This is a genomic window from Brevibacterium sp. CCUG 69071 (genome assembly GCF_021023135.1).
Classification (GTDB): domain Bacteria; phylum Actinomycetota; class Actinomycetes; order Actinomycetales; family Brevibacteriaceae; genus Brevibacterium.
This window is the reverse complement of the sequence record NZ_PGFV01000011.1, coordinates 19,750-37,048: the sequence shown is the minus strand read 5'-3', so window position 1 is coordinate 37,048 and position 17,299 is coordinate 19,750. Positions and strand designations below refer to the sequence as shown.

The following is a 17,299-nucleotide window of genomic DNA, read 5'->3' as shown; positions in this document are numbered from 1 at the left end:
GCGGCCAGTCGTTTGCTGAAAATAGAAGCGCGCGTGATTCTAGAAAGAAATATTATAAAATGTCCGTGAAGCATATGCAGCCTAAGTCAAAGATTTCCATATTCATTCGATTTGTTCAGTGGCCGGTCGGAATAGTGCTAGGCATACTTTCGTTGTATGCACTTGCATACGCCGCGAAAGTGCTGTTTGGTATTTCGCCTTTAGACTGGGGCCTCTTTGACCGATTTCCAGCCATTGGGCCAGCGGACGGTCAGGGCACGGGGGAGATTGGCGATACCCTCGGTGGATTATTGGGGCCATTGCTTACTGCGGCGGCGCTCTTTGCGACATTGAAGGTGGCGTATGAGGAAGGGCAACGCGCCAATAAGCAGTTCGAAGATCTGGAGTCGCGTTCGCAAATTGAGCGCGCGGGGAAAGTCGTGGCTTGGGTGGGTGAGACATCGCATGACTTGAACGACAGCGACGCGGAATATTGGCACGGAGTGGTCGTTCAAAATGACAGTGGATTGGTGGTGACGCGACTCGATATATCGGTTTCTGAGGTTTCAGAGGACGATGACAAATTCGTAACTTCGAGCCCTGAGAACGATCAGAGAATGAATATTCAGGACCGTGAAACGATTATCCCGCCTGGTGCGTGGTTTATTCCGTTCAAGGCCCAAGTTGCAGGGGGGCCAGGGGAAGAGCAGGAGGCAACTTGGCAGCGAATAATGCCGATCATGGTACTCAACGGACAAATGCACGTGAACATGAGTCTGGCTTCGGCTGACCAGGATGTCGCTCAAGTCAGCGAACAGTCGCCTGCTGAGCCAATTGCGATATCCCTGCATACCCGCTTGACCATAGATTCAGATGATCAGCCATTCTACGTGGTTGACCACATGAGATACATTGTCGGTGGTCAAGAATGGCATCGTGGAACCCGCGCGACATCTGGAAACGCTTCGAGCGATGTACCGCGAGAGGATTCGCCTTGGACAGGCTGGCGGCAAAATTCATTGGATGCTGCCGAGTGTAATGTCAGGCAGGACGCTGTCCAGCCTGTGTCTGGTTCTAATCAAAAAACCGAACCCGCGGTAAGCAATTTCTTAATAAAAACGATTAAAGAACTTTGCGGCTTAAAGACTGCGGATGATCGGGCGATAAATATGGGGGCTATACGTGGGTACAATGTTGTTTGCGATAATGAGGCGATTTCTCAGAGTGGCATTATTGGCGTATCGCTTCCAACGGGTAAGAGGGGTGGCAGTGATGCGGGGAGTGGGAAGACGAGCTCCAGATTGCGTTTGCATTTGAGCAAAGGGGTTGCACTCGAACTTACGGGCATCGGAAAATTGTATCCTAAAAACATTAAGCGAGTGGATCCCGTCTCTACTAAGGTCAAGGCTCCTGTTCCTCCTGACGGGTGCACCTGGAAGTACTCGGATAAGCAGCTCACCCAGAGGGCCGCGTACCAGCTGCACAAGTTATCTAAAGGCAACCGCGGAGCGGTCTTTAAGTCCAACACGCATAAAGGTGTGGAGAGCTCTGTTCGTCAGCGGACCGCATATTGGGAAAGCAATATGGGTATGTGGTTAGCCATTCTTGCTGATGTGGCGGAGAAGTCCATTGAATTGGAAAAGGCAACTCAGCCGGATAGCATCGTCTCGGTGGATGATTAGATGTCTATTGATTTAGGGTGATGTAGCGTGCAGTTGTGCTTCTCGAAGTTCGGTATGAAATAGGTGTTTTTGACTCGAGCGCTTAATTCACGGCGTGTGGATTAGTTTTCTTGGCTAGTTTGCGCCACGGAAGGCTATCCTGCGCCTAGATGGCTCCTTGCGGAGGCAGTAGTTGATCGGTGGATGCGTGTTCAGGCTTGATCTCGACCAAGGCATTGCACGCGACGGTCGGTAGCGTCCCTCGAGCAGATTCTCATATATCTGCCGTTGCTTTGTGCCATTGCCGAGGTTCGCCTGCCCGTTGCGCAGGTGCCTACGGGGTGAGGAGACGCCTGACCTCCATCGCGGTCGGCAGAATGTCACGCTTGTTCGCGTTGTATACCGATATTAGGGACACCGGGTCGCGGCCGGGGAGATGCAGAGTTCCATCCGTCTGGATGAGACCCAGGCACCGGTCGTCGCGCAACATTCCCCAGAAGTCGTATCGGGAGATTGCCTGACCGCTGTGAGACCTGCCTCGTTGAAGAGCATCCTGTGCAGATTCGATGTTGTCGAAGTATGGCCGTTCGGAATCCGACATCATATCGCCGGAATCCAATTGCGCGTTCCGTGCCTCCCACTCGGCCTCTTCGTTGAGGGCGAAGAGTAGCAGTTGGTAGATCACCCGAAACGCGAGAGACTTCGGCGTCGTGACGGGCGTCTGGGTTGGGGCCGCCAATCCGACCGCGTCCTCGAGGAATCGAGGGATGAGCCGTCGGTCTGTCTGGTCGCGCTCCGTCGACCACTCAACAGGATGTTCTATACCCCATCGAGTTCGATCGAACCTCGAAGCCATCGGTGTATGCACGTGCATTCGTCCGACTCGATTGAGGTCTATGTGCAGCTCGTTCATGCCCCGCTCGCCAATGATCGTCAGGCAGTCGTATAGACCACCACCAGGGTGTGTCTCGACGAGTTCAAGTTCAGTGTGTCGACGGAGCAGCTCGGATGCGACCCACCACGACTGCAGGTTGATCAACCGTTCACTCAAGTTCATTACGTCCCACTTCCTACAAGATGGCGCGTCGAAGGTTCCGATGCGGATTAATCAACGATCTCCCAATCATCGAACATCTCGATCCAATAGTCAGGATCATCGATGTCGAGCTTCGGGTAGATGAACGGGCTCAGTCTATCCAGCGCTACGGCCCCCTCGTCTGGCGACAGAGCATCGAATGCGGCTATGCCTGATTTGAGAATCGGAGAGAGCAACAGGTCTTCCCTGTCGTCGCTGTCCGGACCGGGCTCGGGAAAGTAGCACTTTTCCCATTTGCCATCGATGCGGGAATGAATGCCTCCGAAATGGTCGAAGAAGAAGAGTCCAACCAGCGGTTCGGCTCCGCAGTCCTGGAACACCACTCCAATGCGACTGGTCAGCACTGACTCGAAATCCAGGCCGAAATGTGCCCTCCGTTTGCTCTCGAGCTCCGCCATAACCACCCTTGCTCCGTCCTCGAAGGTGCCGATGGCCACGTCCTTCGGCGCGGTTGCCCTGTAGTCCTCGATCGTGGCCGTCGACAGAGTGAGGACTGTCAGGCTGTCGTCTTCGAATCCGAAGAACCAGATGATCGACCCATCATCGCTGGCACGCACACTCATGCTGTCGGTCATCACCGTCCGGCCCAGCTCGGATCCGTCCTGAAAGATCAGATGGCGACCCACCTGTTCGAGACGATAACCCCACGTCCACTTCTGCGTTCCGGGGGAGTGGACCTTGAACGGCCCACGTGCCAGATAGATTTCGTTAGGCCGAAAGGCGTCGTTCAGGTCGTGAACGGAATCCAGATTGGTGATGACGAAGTCCTCTTCATCGGCACCGTCAATGTCATCGCCGTCGTAGACGGACTCTTCGTTCATGCGTTCTGTCCTTCACTGGTGATACGGCGGAGGGCCGAGACAAAAGCGGGGTTGGGATTCGCCATCGGCAAGACGGCACTGACCTCGCGTAGCGCATCATCGATGGGCACGCCGAGGTGGCGCGCCGCATAGAGTGCCCCCACAGTCGGCGTTCGGCTGTGTGCCTGCACGCAGTGCAGCAGGACCGTCTTACCCTCCCGCCGCATGCGCGCAACCATGTCGGCCGCTTCGGTGAGGGTGAAATCAACGTACTGGTTATCCGTCGGCGATGATGAGTCAACGAGCCATACGGCGACGTGGTCCTGTCGATCGACTGTGTCGGGGACCTGTCGGCGGCCGATTCGGCACAGCGAGATCACCGCGTCGACATCCGAAGGCAGCCTGTCGAGCGCGGCGATGCCGCCGAGGTAGACGCCCTGGTCGTGCGGGTGGGCGACACAGGTGTCGATCCCTCGCCAATCCGAGTAGTCGCAGTAATCGGTCGACGGCCAGGTGTTGTCGAAGTTCTCCTCGTACTCTTTCCACACGCGCGTGGCGTTGACAGCATGTTCGACGAGCTCGTCGGCTCTCCAGCCCGGCCAGCCGTGGATGCGGCGCTTCCACTCCAGAGGAATCGCGCTCAATCCGTAAGCGCCTCCGATGAGACCGCCTGCAATGGCCGCGACGGTGTCGGTGTCCCCGCCTCCGCGGACAGCAATTTCGAGCGCGCGCCTCACGTGGTGAGGATCGTCGTCGGAACGGTCGCCGCTGTGAACGATTGCTGACCATGCGCCCTGGAACGCTTGGACAACCCACCCGTTCTTCGTAAAGTGCTCGGGCGTACGGGCCTCGGCTTCTTCGATCCGACTCAACCACAGCTTTCGGCTGTTCTCTTCAAGCACCTCGACAGCGCTGGCCTCAAGGCCCTTGCGGATATCGAGTTCACCTGTATCCACCGCGTGAGCGATCGCTGCCGACCAGATCGCACACGCGGCCATGGCATCTGGGTGTGGGTGCGTGAGCTCGCTCTGACCTGCTGCTGTCTTCGCCACGTATTCGAGATCTTGGCCGACCAGACCGTAGGGCGCCGTGCGCATGAGAGATCCATTGCCAGCGGCATCGTGGAACCTCTGCTGGAACTCATGCGCCGCCGAAAGCGCAGCGTGGTGCATCGTATAGACGTCTCCGCGCGCAGCGAGCTTGACTTCTCCAAGGACTGCAGACGTCTGATTGCCGACGTCTTTCGCGTCCTCCATCCACTCCAGCCAACCATTGACTGCCAGCCGAAGGTTGAGATCGCGAGGGCGTTCGCCGGTCTCAATGAGCTCGAGCAGCGGAACCGCCATTGCTGTGTCGTCCGTCCACTCGCCTGGTTCCCACCCGAAGGCTCCGCCGCCCTTCATCTCTACAGGCATGTCCGCCGGGTACGGACCGCCGAATTCGTACGAAGCTCCGAGCGCATCGCCGCATGCGAGGCCGACCATCACGCCGGCGGCGCGATCCAAGTGTCCTGGCTTGGTCATGGTGGTGGTGCCCTTCGTCCGTGGTCCGTCTCATCCGAGAGCGGACTGCCCTAGTTAAAGCAGAAATGCGCTAACTGATGACAGGTTAGCGCAGGTCTGCTTTAATGTAAACATGACCGGTTGGACTGATGAGCGTGGCAAACGTTTGAGCGACTACCCGCGGCCATCGGTCGCCGTCGATACGGCATTGTTGACGGTGAGAGATGAGACGCTGTGTGTCGCAGTCGTCGACCGGGACGGGTCGAAACGTCTGCCAGGCACGTTCCTTCACGAGGGAGAACTCCTCGCCGAGGCGGTCGAACGATCCCTACATCAGCGCGTGGGATTGCTCGGAGTTGTTCCACGGCAGCTGCGGACCTTTGATGCTATCGATAGAGACAACCGTGGACGGGTGCTCTCCGTGGCACACATGATCGCCCTTCCGGAGCACCAGCTGATCGATATCGGAGTCATCCCGATCGACGAGGCCGTCGGTCTGGATTTCGACCATGACCTCATCGTCGCCGAGGCGGTCGCCGCCTTACGTCGCGAGTACGCCGACCATCCCGACCCGTCGTGCTTGCTGGGGGAGTGCTTCACTATTCTCGATCTGCATCGCACCCACGTGGCGATCGACCCGACGACCGCGCACAAGGACACTTTCAGGCGTGCGATGAAGCGCGAGCTGGTCGAAACCGACCGGATGGAAACGGGCACGGTCGGAAAGCCGGCGCGACTATTCCGCCGGACGTAAGCGTCGTTGCGGCGGCCTGGTGTCAGCTGTTGGGGCCGAATCGGCCGATGGCAGCGGCCGCTGCCGCAACAGTGGGGTCGTCCGACTCGTGTTTGAGCTCGTAGATGGCAGACACCAACTCTTTGAGCCGGCGTTCGGGGACAGTCAGCTGAGTGTCAAATGCGGGATCGAGGAGGTATTCGCGGCTGTCGGTGGAGAGCATGAGCAGATAGTCGAGGAAGATCTCGAGGACTCTACCGGCCGTGGCTGTAGCGGTGCCGTGTGGTGACATCGGTTGCAGGGTGATCTTGTTCTTCCACGCTTTCTGTTCCAGCGAATCGTCCGTGAGTGTCAGTGCGATCGCTCTGTGTGCGATCGATTCGGGGGAGACCTCACGGACATCATGGAGGATCTGATGGAAGTGGTCATCGCCGAGGCCGAATCCAATGAAGACGAGCCGCTTGGTCACGAGACTTGCCTTGACGAGGGCCGCAAGAACGTTGCGGTTGGCGTCGAAGCCGAGGTAGTCGCTGCGTGTGAGCACGATGGTGGAGGCGTCGGATACTTGGCCGTGCATCTTCAGCAGCCAACGACTGGCCTCTGAGTTCTCATCTCCGGGAATGACGGCACACTTGTGGCCAGAATCATTGCTGGCGATTTCGAACAGCTCGTCGTAGTTGAGCGTGATGGCTTGGTCGAGGGGCAGGTTGGCGATGAGGGTGGGTGCCAATCCATAGGCCGTCTTGTTGACCAGTTCGGCGACGGCTTTGTTGAACGCCTCCGGGGTGGGATAGAGGTTTTTGAGAATCTCTGCTTGGTCGAGGGGCCCCTTTGCCGCCAATGACGACTTTTCTGCGTCAGTCAGCTGATCGGCGACTTCGGTTGTCAGCTGGGAGACGAGTGCCGGCCACGAGGGGGCGCCGGCAGAGATGCTGATTCCAGCTCCCAGGAACGGAACGACATTTCCTGAGACGCAATCTGCTGCGAGTTCGTTGGCCGTCTGTTTGAGGTCAGCGGGCAGTTCGTTCCACCGATTGTGGGAGTTTTCGCGACGGATTCGTTGTGCCAGCCCCATCTGTGCTGCACTGCGGACGACGATGACAATATCGACGAGGTGGCGCGCCGCAGCGCATTCGGCGGCTTCGAGGACGACGCGGATGAGATCACCGAGCACTTCGGCCCCACCGCCGCCGCCCGACCCGATGACCGGCATTGCCAGCAAGGGGAAGGCGCGCGGCGCACCCTTGCCGGATTCTGCGACGGCACGGGCGGCTGCCTCGGCGAAGCTATCGATGATGGCGGCGAACTCTGATGCATCATCGAAGCCGAAGAAGGGCACTGCGGTGAACACCGGAATCGGCCCGGCCCCAGTCCACCGCTCAACCGCTGACGCATGTGTCTTTCCAGCTGAGAACCTCTCATCGGAGAAACAAGTGATCGCCTCGACCAAGGCAGGATTGTCCTTGGTCCAATAGGGGCGCAGGGATATCGTGCGATCAGTCGGCACCATCCACGCATCGCAGGCAACGTGTGTGAGATCACCTCGAGTGACGAAGACGTGTGGCGATGAGTCATTGCGAGTATTGAACGTGGCAGTCATGAAATCATTATGGACAACTTCGTCGCGATCGTGGTCGTCAGCTGTTCAAGCGTCTACCCAAGGCACGGTTGCTACTACTGTCGATACCCATCTTCACTGCCGCGTAACCTTTCAAATAGTCTCGTCCATCCTGACGGAAGCTTAGGTTGATTAAACATTAGCAGGGAAGAAAGATTGGCATACGAGCATTTTGCATGACTAACATGCATTCCGTATCTGAATTCATGTGTTTGCAATTGATTTCTGACCGCAAGAATCAATATTTTCAGAAAGTTTATGACAGATTTGGCGCTCGGTCATTTGTGGCAGCGTTTGCTGAAAGACGGCTAAGGTCTGCGGCGAAAATCAAATTCTATGAATATGGTGATTATTCGGGTCGGAAAGTTGTAGACTCCAGTTAAAAAGGGATTCCAGGGGCCTGCACGATCTTCGTCCACGGCCAGCTCACCGTAAGCTAGTGTGATCGATCGAGGAAGCTACTCAAACGATGCACGATCCGAGGATAATTCCTGCAATACATTGTGTGACTAGGCAGGTGGCAACTGTCAGCTGCGCTCCACAAGTCGTTGAGATGCGGCATCGTATGAGTAGTTGACGATCTCACCGGAACCAATCAGTTCGATTGCTTGGTTGATTACAGGCAGCGGCACGCTAAACCACTCGGACGGCTCGTACACCCGACCGTCCTTAGCGACCTGACTGACTCGCAGTCGAGACGCGGCGAAGACTTTGTGCAATAGGTGCTCGAGCGCTGAGGTCTTAAGGTTGTACGTCCGGTAGCTGGCGATAATCTCAACAGGGGCCATCAAGTATGTCGGCTCGTGCTCGGCTCGCGCAATACGCTTTTCGACTGGGCCGCGGGAGAAGCCGATCTTGTGAAGGTCCGGGAAGTCAGCGATTTGAGGATCGTCACTGAGGGAGCGCAGTACATACACATACCCAGTCTGGACGTCATCGGCAAATTCCGATTCGACCGAGGTCGGCACGACGGCCTGGCCGTCTTTCTCGCCCATTCGGATACCCAGTGATTGCCGATACATGGATGACTCGGTGCCGTTTTCGAAGACCACGCGTAGACGCTCGCGCCGGTTCTCCCTCACTGTGGTCTTTTTGTACTCAGGCTCACCAACCTCAGCAATAAATAGCATCACCCCACTCAACACGAAGAACGAGCCCTCGACGATATACTGTTGTCCCGGGAACGGAGCCAGCTTCACAGCACCTTCAGCGAGTTCACGGTGCTTTGCTTTGAACAAGTGCTCGAAGTTTTCGAAATCCTCCGCTTTCTTTCGCTTTGCTGTGTGGAATTCTTCGGCAGGACTCTTCCGCGCAGGCAATGTCGACACATCCAGAATTCCTGACTCGTCTTCGAGCAGGTCGAGCTCGTCTCCGTTGAGCAGGTCGTCTAGCGATGCGGGTGGCTCGGGTTCCGCGAGTAGATCGAACTCGTCGAGGTGCTTCAGCGCTTCGACCTTTTCTTCGTTGGCAAGGATCCCATCGAGCCTGGCTCCGAGCTTTCGCTCAGCTATCTCGCGAGTCGCCGAGCTTGGGATTCGCCCATGCTCGCGGCGAAACTCTACAATCTCGAGGAAAGATCGTTCTAGTCGGTCGCTGGAGGTGACCTTGGCCGTCTTCTCCGGAGCATCGAGCAGACCGTCGGTGTCGGAGTCGAACAGTGCTGCAAGAGCATCTTCGATCACGGACGTAGATGCCGTGTTGTCCTGCTTGCTCATTCGTCACCTTCCTTCTCCTCAGTGCGTTGCTGGGCCTGTCGCTGTTGCTTGAGGCGTTGAAGGAATAGCAGCACCTCTCCGAAGTGTTTCTCTTTGGGGTCGCTAGATCTGCGGTCAGGCCGACGGCCATTGACCTTGGCCCACTGTTGGACCTTCGGCCAAACTGCAACGGCTTCCTCCTCGCTGATGTCCACCCGGGTCGCGGCGATTGCGCCTTCGATAGTTCGAAGAACCGAAGGTGTCACTGATTTCGATAGGACTTCGAACGCGCGTTGGAATGGATTCACGGAGTCTATGAGGTTGATGCTCATTTCGTCGATGTTGACGAACTTTTCGGGCATCTTCACGAACCTCTTGTCCCCGTGCTCGCGGATTTCACCGTTCTTGATTACGGAATCCACAACCACCTGCTGGCGCAACTCTTCGACCTGGACCTCGTCCAGGTCGGGATAGCGGTCACGGATGATCTTCGGAATGAGGACTTTGTTCGTCGTCTCCGGGTCTACGTGTCCAACGGCGGCGCGGGCAAAGGCCTCGTCCTGCAGGATGTTCGCCTTGAGGTCGTTGAGATCGGTCTCGACAATCTGCTTGACCCGCTCAGTTGAGGGCTCTTTGAAGCCCTGGATCTTGATCGTGCCGGGTGGAGCGATGTCGTCGCTGCCTCGTTTGGTCATGAAGTCGAGGTTCGGTGCAAGAACTTGTTCCATGAGTAGCGATGCGGTAATTGCCTTGAGTATGTTGTTCACTGACACCGTCACTTCACCCTGTTCTGCATCAGGCTCGGCGATGAGATTTGTAAACTGGGCATGACCTTTGCCCGGGCTGTCCCGGGTCACGCGACCGATAATCTGGATGATCTCGGTTAAGGAGGCTCGGTAGCCGACGGTCAGGGCGTGCTCAGCGTACGGCCAGTCGAACCCCTCTTTCGCCATGCCGAGGGCGAGTATGATGTCTGCTGCGTCGCGGTCTTTCGACGCTATGGACGCGAGGTAGTGAAGTGTGTCTGCGCGCCTTTTCGGGTCGGAGTCATCGACTAGGTCCGCGACACGTAGTATCTGCCCGGTGTCTTTCCGGCGGATCTGGATTATTCCAGTGTCGTCTTCGGTGTCGAGATAGTCGCCGATTGTATCGATAATCTCCCCGACCTCGTTGATCTTGTCCTTCGTTGACTCGCCACTATTGACATTGGGGATGTGGAGGATTGTCTTCTTATTAAGGTCTAGGACCTCGTGGATCGCCTCAGTATAGCGACCTTGGTAGAAGTGATGCCCGATGCCCAGTGACTTGAGATGCTGGTAGCCATTGAGTTGATCGTAGTAGTTGAATGTGACTGCGGTGAACTTTGCTTCGTCCTGAGCAGCGAGGACGGGGATGGAATCACCACGGAAGTATGAGCCGGTCATCGCAACGATGTGCGCGTCAGAACCAGTCATTACTTCACGTAGCAGTGCTCCCAGCCGGCTGTTCTCGGTGTCGGCGGAGACATGATGGAACTCGTCGATAGCGAGCACAGCACCGTTGAGTGCGTCGGGTGCTAGCCTCTCGAACGCAAACCGTAACGTCGCGTGGGTGCAGACCAAGATGGCATTGGGGCCATTCATGAAGTCGATGAACGCATCGACCTTGCCCGCAGGCGACCCCGGGGTGCATAGGTTGTGCTCGGACTTTATCTCCCAGTCCGCGAAGAATCCGTCTGCCGTTAACTTCGTGGAGGAGAACGACTCGCCGATCGACCGCTCGGGCACGGCGACAATCACCCTTCTTCGACCCTGGTTAAATAGTTTGTCCAGGGCGACAAACATAAGTGCGCGGGATTTTCCCGAGGCGGGCGGTGCCTTAATCAGAAGGTGTTGGGCGCCCCGCTTTTCAAAGACGCGGCGTTGCATCTCCCGCATGCCAAGCTCGTCCGTGTGCACAGAGGAGCCTGTCTGGGCATACGATACGTCGACAATGTTCATGCTCGCGCTCACTTCCGACCTTTCTTCGTAGGCTCTTTCGTCTCTTCCTCGGCGGACCTCTTTTCATAAAGGGCAAACAAGTCGGAGAGTCGGTCTTCGTCTGTTTCGTACGGCTTCTTAGAGTAGATCGAGTCCACGAGAACGTCGACAGTATTGTGAGCGGCGCGAAGGTCTTCGGGCATCTTGTCGGGGTCATAGAGCTCCACAAGCGTCTTCTCACTGTGGTACTCTCGCACGTCGAGAATTCGAAAGGCAGCCATGGTTAACTGCTCCTTTATCTCGTTTGAGATGGCTGGCAATGGGAAGGTATTGTACACCAGCGTGTTGGAATACCGGGGGTCTTCTTTGAATTTCCCTCCTACCGAACGCGCCCAAGCCATGTGGGTTCGGGAAGTTATGAGGGAAAACAACCAAAGCTCCGCCCCATATATTGCGAATGCCAGATCGGATATCAAAGTGTCTGAATCCATCATGCCTATCGGCAGGTAATCGCGTCGTTCAGACGAGGACTTCGGGACCAGGATAAATGGTTCTGGTGAGTAACTCCTGAATCCGAATCGCCACGGCGTCTGAGCGAGCTTTTTCGTCTCTTTACGTTCGCGACTTTCGCGGAAATCCCGGACCCTTGAAATACGTTGCGAAATCTCTGGGACTCCGAGTGCATCCGCCACATCCTCATCAGAGATCCAGAGTGCGAAACGGTCGATTCCGTCCACAAATTCCTTGGTCCCAACAAACTTCTTAACGAAACCCGCGGCGACGGCATCCGCCATTAGACGGTCCGCTTCCCCCCTGTTGAGTATGAGGTTTCCACCATCGATGGGCATACTTCCCGAATTCATAGGGGGGAGGTCATTCTGGGGCTTTGAGGACTTTTTAACTATTATGTTGCTAGCGTCTACTAGGTATCCATTGATGTTTTCTGCATTCACTCGAAGGCCATCTATATAGAGGTACTTAGAAGCCTTGGAAATATTTCGAAGACTAATGACGGCCACCGTGACGCCAGCATTTCTCTTGGCGTTATTCGCCCATTTAAACGGAGTGTAGGCATAGCCGATCTCGAGTCCCTTGGCGAAAAGTGCGGGGAACATCATGCCGACGTGTTCGCCTTGGACCACTGAGTCGGTTGTTACGAAAGCCAGTTGGGCTCGAGAGTTTCTAATATAATCCGCACCTTTCGTAAACCATAATGCGACGTAATTCAGGTTCTTGGAGTACGGGGCACCAGCAAAAGCGAAAGCATAATCAGCCTTCTGATCGGCAGTCTGCTTTTTGGCTCCGTAGTATGGAGGATTGCCAATTAGGTAAATTTCTGATTTGCGATCATTTGTGCAGATCGAATTCCATTCGATTCTGTTCGCGTTTCCCGCTGTGATCTGGCCCGCCTCCCGAAGCGGGATCAGTGGAATTGATACGTTGAACTTCTCTCTGAACTCCGTGTTCATCTGGTGCTTTGCGATCCATAACGACAGGACCGCTACCTCTACTGCGAAGTCGTCGATCTCGATTCCGTAGAAGTTTTCGATGTTGATTCTAGATTCCGCGAAGAGCACCTGGTGCTTGCTGTCGAGCTCAGCGAGACGCTCGAGGATTGCGTGCTCAAGCTTGCGCAATTCCTTATAAGCGATGACTAGGAAGTTTCCCGACCCGCAGGCTGGGTCGAAGATCTTGACCTCGCTGATCCGGTCGAGCAGAGTCTCGAGTTTTCTGACTGAGTCGAATCCTGCATCCAGTTGCTCCTTGAGCTCGTTGAGGAATAGCGGCTCAATAGTCTTGAGAATATTCGGTACCGAAGTGTAGTGTTGACCTAGGTCAGAGCGCGTTCCTGGTGTGACGATCGACTGAAACATGGAGCCGAAGATGTCGGGGTTGATCTCCTGCCAGATGAGTGTGCCCAGGTCGATGAGCTGCTGGCGGGCCGCCTTCGTGAATGCCGGGACGATCTCGGCATCTTTCACAGCAAACAACTGTCCGTTCACATACGGAAAGTCAGCTAGGTATGTTGGTTTGTCGGCTCGCTTCTCTGTGTCTAGTGCGGTGAATAGGTCGGAGAGGAAATCATTGACGTCAGAGCCGTCAGTTAGGGTATGCGAGCCTACTGCATTCGTGAATTGATTGTCCGTGAAGATGCCAGTGTCTTCGGCGAAAAAGCAGAATAGCAGCCTTGTGAAGAAGACGTTTAGTGCATGCCGACCGTGTGGGAGACTCATCAGGTCGGGGTTGGCGGCCAGAAGTTCGTCAAACAGTTTCCCCATCCGTTCCGCAGCTTTGACATCCGCGTGGGCTTCGGCGACATATTGTGCCTTCTCCATTCCAGCCCACGGGAGGAAGAAGGTGAAGTGCTTGTCGATATCGTGGATCGGAATCGCCAGGTTGTCGCCAGTCTTCATGTCGACGGCAATGAATTCGGCGTAGTCGGTGACGATGACGAACCGGGGGTTGAACCTGACCGCGTGCGCGGCCTTCCGTAGTTCCTCGATTTCGGCAAGAGGCTCGCCGGCAACCTCACGGAAGTAGACGACGCCCTTCTGCGCGATCTCTCGGCCTGGGTCCGCTGCGACATTGAGCGAGCCGTTCCGTAGTCTGGTGATGTTTCCTTTGGGTTTGCCGTACGCTAACAACAAGTCGAAGATTAGGTCGCGATTGTAGGATTCCCGCGCTCCAAGACGGGCAACCCGCTCTTCGATCGCCTTGAGGTTCAACCTCGCCACGCTAGACCACCTGTTCAACGACGTACATGCTAGTACATAGAATATCCGCTGAATGCCGTGTTTGGGACTGCCGTGAGAATCGGCGTTAGGGTGCGGTGCTGGTCGTCGGTGCTTCGAACGACTCGTAGTCTCACGATCTAATGGCTCCGCATTTCCCGTTGGATCACACCGTAAGCACAACCATTGCCCGTGGTCCCGCGCCCCTTGAGCGCCCGATGAGAATCCGAGCCATCAGCCAGGGCGAAGGTGGCGCCGATGCAGAAGTTGAGCCAGCCGTGTTCGATGCCGTTGAAGAGCATCGCCGAACGCTTCGCCAGCTCCTCCGAATTGTGGACGAACCACGCGAGCGACGGGCGTGACGGGAAGATGACGCCCGACGAGTTCAGACGCTGAAAGTTGAACGGCGGCACCTGACCCGGTGCCCCACCGAAGAGCACCATTGAGCCCAGCGGCTTGATCGACGCCAACGACGCATCGAAGGTGTCCTTGCCGACGCCGTCATACGCCACATCGACGCCCTCGCCATCGGTGAGTTCCTTGTCCTTGGCAGTGATGTCGACGCCCTCGCCGTAGAGGAACACGTCATCGGCGCCGGCCTTGCGTGACAGCTCCGCCTTCTCGTCCGTGCCCACGGTCGAAATGAATTTGCCGCCCAAATGCTTGATGATCTGCGTGAGCAGCAGGTCCACGCCACCTACACCCCCATGGGCGAGCGAGGTCTGGGCTAGTTTGATCTCATGCGAGCTCGTCGCCAGGTACTGCGTCGTCAGGTTTAGCAGCGGCATTGCGGCAGCGACCCTGGCGGACACGCCCTCCGAAACACCTCGAGAGACGGTACATGTCGATGAAGTTCGCGCCCGCAGCTTCGACGTTCACGAGCACCTCACCGTGGCCCGGCTTCGGAGTCTCGATCTCACCGAACTCAAGGACCTCCGGTCCACCAGCCTGCATCGCACGAAATAGCTGGAGCCAAAACTGGCCAGTGCGTATCGGGGCTAAGCTAACTCGCTTTGTTCATCGTGGGGGAGGAGTAGAGCTTCAAGGTTGGTGATCAGGTCGAGAACTTTGCCAGCGCTGTGATTGGAACTAGCCAGTGCTCTCAGTTGGTCGAATAGCAATGATGGAGACGCTGCCCGCTGTTCGGCTTCCCAGGACTCGGACCAGTCATTGCCTTCGAACCTACTTCCCTCGGCAAAGATGAGGTACTCCACGTCATCGATCTGAATCTCCTGGTCGAATTGCTGCGTGATATCCGCAGCCCATTCCTCGAGACTGCTGAGGAACTGCTCATAGCTAGGGGTATGCCACAAATCGACTCTGAGCTTGCGGTCTGGAGCATGCTTTCGGAACCAACGGTAGACCACTGCGTCCATGACTGGTGCAGGTTTCTGCGGATTGTTCTTTGCCGTGAGGAAATAGATGTACTTTGTCCCGAATGCGGGTCCGAGCCATTTGAGGAAAGACCGCTCCCCTCCGTTGCGGCAATCGGCAATCAGTTTGAACGCTGCGAGTCCGCCATCACTCTGCGCAACCTGCGCGACTTCAAACAGTTCGGCTGCGGCCTCTGGCCGGTCCAAGATTCGGCGTGTTCTAAAAGGGCCATAACCGACGAGTCCATAGCCCCACAGCATTGCAAGCAAGAATACTTGCACCGCTTCTTCTTCATTCGTGACTACGGGGGAGAGGCGGACGGCCTGTTTGCGATCGATGGGATCGCCCGTAAGTCTACTGAAGAAATCTTCGTATTGACCAAGCTGATTCGTCCACGATTTCTGGTTCCACTTTGAAGGAATCTGAGTTGGCCGACCGGCCTTCTGCCAGCGTTCGTACGTGGTGATCAATGTTTCTGGAGTAGTCATGGCCCCAGCATAGACACGATAGTTGGAATATGACCGCAACCGACGAGAGGTTTAGTGCAGTCGTAGATTGGCGGGACTGGCTAACCACTGTCCAAGCCGAAGTGGGAGCCAGATAAATACATCTTCTACGTCAGTGCCGGACGCTAGCCTCCCTTCTAACGGTGATCTGTTGACGCGATCGCTGGAAAGGGGAAGCACTGTGGGGATGAATGAGAACGAATGTTTCTTCGAGGTGTCGAGGCTGCATCGTGGTATCGCCATGCTTGACGAACGAATCGCTGCCGCGCCTTGGCGGGAACCGCAGCATGTTGAGAACGACGACAAACTTGGTGAGCTAGACATAGCCTCTGGCCGACTGAACTTGATGAAACTGACTCGGATACTTTCGGAGGGCCACGTTTCTCTCGCCTCAATGAAGGCATTCCGCGAAACGCTAGTTGAGAAGTTGCGTGATGTGTATCATCGGTTCGCGGACCAGGAATTTCAGAGTCTCTCCGAACTTCGGGAAGACTCGGTGCTTGGTGGCCCGGCTGAACAATGCGCGTTCGCTGTTACTGCAGTTCTCGACTCATTCGCCAATCAATTCGAGGAGCACGTTGATCGAAAAAATTGCACCGTTGAACTTCTTTTGGAGTTCTCCGATTAACTAGGCTTGCCAGACCAGTCTAAAGGTGACCCAGAGCCGCTTTCAGGTTCGGGTATGGTTCGACTGTCGGATGGGATCGGGGCGCCGTGCAACGGCATGAGAGTCGGGAACGACGAAATCAGAATCGTTGACGATGTGCAAACGGTCACCGAGTTCATCAACGAAATCGCCGAGGTGGCGAGTGACCTCATTTGCGCAGCTTCGTCTTCTGAGCGGTCTCACGCATTGGAGCATGACATTTTCTCAGTCTCTGAGGAACGCGAGTACTCGTATGGAGAGGCTGTGTTCCCAAACAAGGTCGGTGACGACAAGAGATGAGTGACGATTCCCTGTTCACTCGGACTGCTGAGTTGAGCAGCAAACTCAAACGGCTGAAGGCCGAAGAGCGCATGCTGTCATTCGGATTGCGTGCCTACGAAGGGTATGAAGCGAGGGCCGGCCACGACTCAAACAACGACGCGTCAACCTTAGACGAATGTCGGCAGTTGGCCGACGAAGTTGAGCAGCTGAATGAATTGAGAGCTGAAGCTTGGGAAACCGAAGCCGAGCTTGAACCTCAAATCACCGAATTCGCGAAATCAGAATTCGCGCGGCTTGAGTCTCTTTCCGAAGCGATTCCTGGACGCGACCTCGGTGCGGTTTGTTCAGCGGCAGTGCAAGCAGTAATCACGCGATACGTTCGAGATATTGGATCGCTGCTGAGTAAGAACAACAATGTTGCCCATCTCTTGGTGCGGTACTCATCTCACTTGGATCCCGACGACCAGTCGGGCAGTCAGAGTGCCGCAATGAACAGACCTCACGTGATGATCTTGCGGGACGAAGATGGATCTCGGTGCCGCGGGGTGCGTGTCGACAATCAAGAAGTCCGATTCATCAATGTTGCATTGGCTGTCGACGAGTTTCAATCGACAGTTCTCAAAGCGGTCGAAGACTGGAAGCAGAAGCGACTCGTTCGAGTTGAACGCAGGGCCGAACTACGCAAACAGCTTGGGGAGCTGAACTGACGAATCTGAAC

Annotated in this window: 13 protein-coding genes; 4 read left to right on the top strand and 9 right to left on the bottom strand. The window is 56.0% G+C overall.

The window, feature by feature from the left end:
• The first annotated feature begins 65 nt into the window (after positions 1–65).
• Positions 66–1,661 carry a hypothetical protein gene (locus tag CV023_RS18495; protein WP_230748546.1) on the top strand — a complete coding sequence of 532 codons (1,596 nt, stop codon included), beginning with the start codon at positions 66–68 and terminating at the stop codon, positions 1,659–1,661.
• 313 nt (positions 1,662–1,974) lie between these two features.
• Here the strand turns inward: CV023_RS18495 and CV023_RS18490 are convergent, their stop codons facing one another.
• The 3 genes from CV023_RS18490 to CV023_RS18480 all read right to left on the bottom strand — a co-directional run bounded on the left by CV023_RS18490 (position 1,975) and on the right by CV023_RS18480 (position 5,059).
• On the bottom strand, positions 1,975–2,679 hold the full coding sequence (locus CV023_RS18490) for a TY-Chap2 family putative peptide chaperone (RefSeq protein WP_230748545.1): 705 nt from the start codon (positions 2,677–2,679) through the stop codon (positions 1,975–1,977).
• Positions 2,680–2,744: 65 nt separating this feature from the next.
• Entirely contained in the window at positions 2,745–3,557 is an 813-nt protein-coding gene (locus CV023_RS18485) for a hypothetical protein (RefSeq protein WP_230748544.1), read from the bottom strand.
• Positions 3,554–5,059, bottom strand: coding sequence for an ADP-ribosylglycohydrolase family protein (locus CV023_RS18480; protein WP_230748543.1), 1,506 nt, complete (start codon positions 5,057–5,059; stop codon positions 3,554–3,556). Before CV023_RS18480 ends, CV023_RS18485 begins: the two co-directional genes overlap by 4 nt.
• A 112-nt stretch (positions 5,060–5,171) precedes the next feature.
• Between CV023_RS18480 and CV023_RS18475 the strand changes: the two genes are divergently transcribed.
• On the top strand, positions 5,172–5,792 hold the full coding sequence (locus CV023_RS18475; RefSeq protein ID WP_230748542.1) for an NUDIX hydrolase: 621 nt from the start codon (positions 5,172–5,174) through the stop codon (positions 5,790–5,792).
• A 22-nt stretch (positions 5,793–5,814) separates the two neighbouring features.
• Here the strand turns inward: CV023_RS18475 and CV023_RS18470 are convergent, their stop codons facing one another.
• The 6 genes from CV023_RS18470 to CV023_RS18445 form a co-directional block, all read right to left on the bottom strand.
• Positions 5,815–7,281, bottom strand: a complete 1,467-nt coding sequence (locus CV023_RS18470) for an SIR2 family protein (protein ID WP_230748541.1) — start codon at positions 7,279–7,281, stop codon at positions 5,815–5,817.
• A 635-nt stretch (positions 7,282–7,916) separates the two neighbouring features.
• Complete coding sequence (locus tag CV023_RS18465; protein WP_230748540.1) at positions 7,917–9,104, bottom strand: GIY-YIG nuclease family protein; 1,188 nt, start codon at positions 9,102–9,104, stop codon at positions 7,917–7,919.
• Entirely contained in the window at positions 9,101–11,062 is a 1,962-nt protein-coding gene (locus tag CV023_RS18460) for a DEAD/DEAH box helicase (protein WP_230748539.1), read from the bottom strand. The genes CV023_RS18465 and CV023_RS18460 overlap by 4 nt, the downstream gene beginning before the upstream one ends.
• 8 nt (positions 11,063–11,070) lie before the next feature.
• The gene (locus CV023_RS18455) at positions 11,071–13,776 is read right to left on the bottom strand and encodes a class I SAM-dependent DNA methyltransferase (protein ID WP_230748538.1); all 2,706 of its coding nucleotides are present in this window, start codon (positions 13,774–13,776) and stop codon (positions 11,071–11,073) included.
• A gap of 137 nt (positions 13,777–13,913) precedes the next feature.
• Positions 13,914–14,585 (bottom strand): zinc-binding dehydrogenase, encoded by a 672-nt coding sequence (locus CV023_RS18450; protein ID WP_330166670.1) that lies wholly within the window; start codon positions 14,583–14,585, stop codon positions 13,914–13,916.
• Between the two features lie 186 nt (positions 14,586–14,771).
• On the bottom strand, positions 14,772–15,635 hold the full coding sequence (locus CV023_RS18445; RefSeq protein ID WP_230748537.1) for an 8-oxoguanine DNA glycosylase OGG fold protein: 864 nt from the start codon (positions 15,633–15,635) through the stop codon (positions 14,772–14,774).
• A 205-nt stretch (positions 15,636–15,840) separates the two neighbouring features.
• Between CV023_RS18445 and CV023_RS18440 the strand changes: the two genes are divergently transcribed.
• Both CV023_RS18440 and CV023_RS18435 read left to right on the top strand, forming a co-directional pair.
• Positions 15,841–16,281, top strand: coding sequence for a hypothetical protein (locus CV023_RS18440; protein ID WP_230748536.1), 441 nt, complete (start codon positions 15,841–15,843; stop codon positions 16,279–16,281).
• A 314-nt stretch (positions 16,282–16,595) separates the two neighbouring features.
• Positions 16,596–17,288, top strand: coding sequence for a hypothetical protein (locus tag CV023_RS18435; RefSeq protein WP_230748535.1), 693 nt, complete (start codon positions 16,596–16,598; stop codon positions 17,286–17,288).
• Positions 17,289–17,299: the final 11 nt, after the last annotated feature.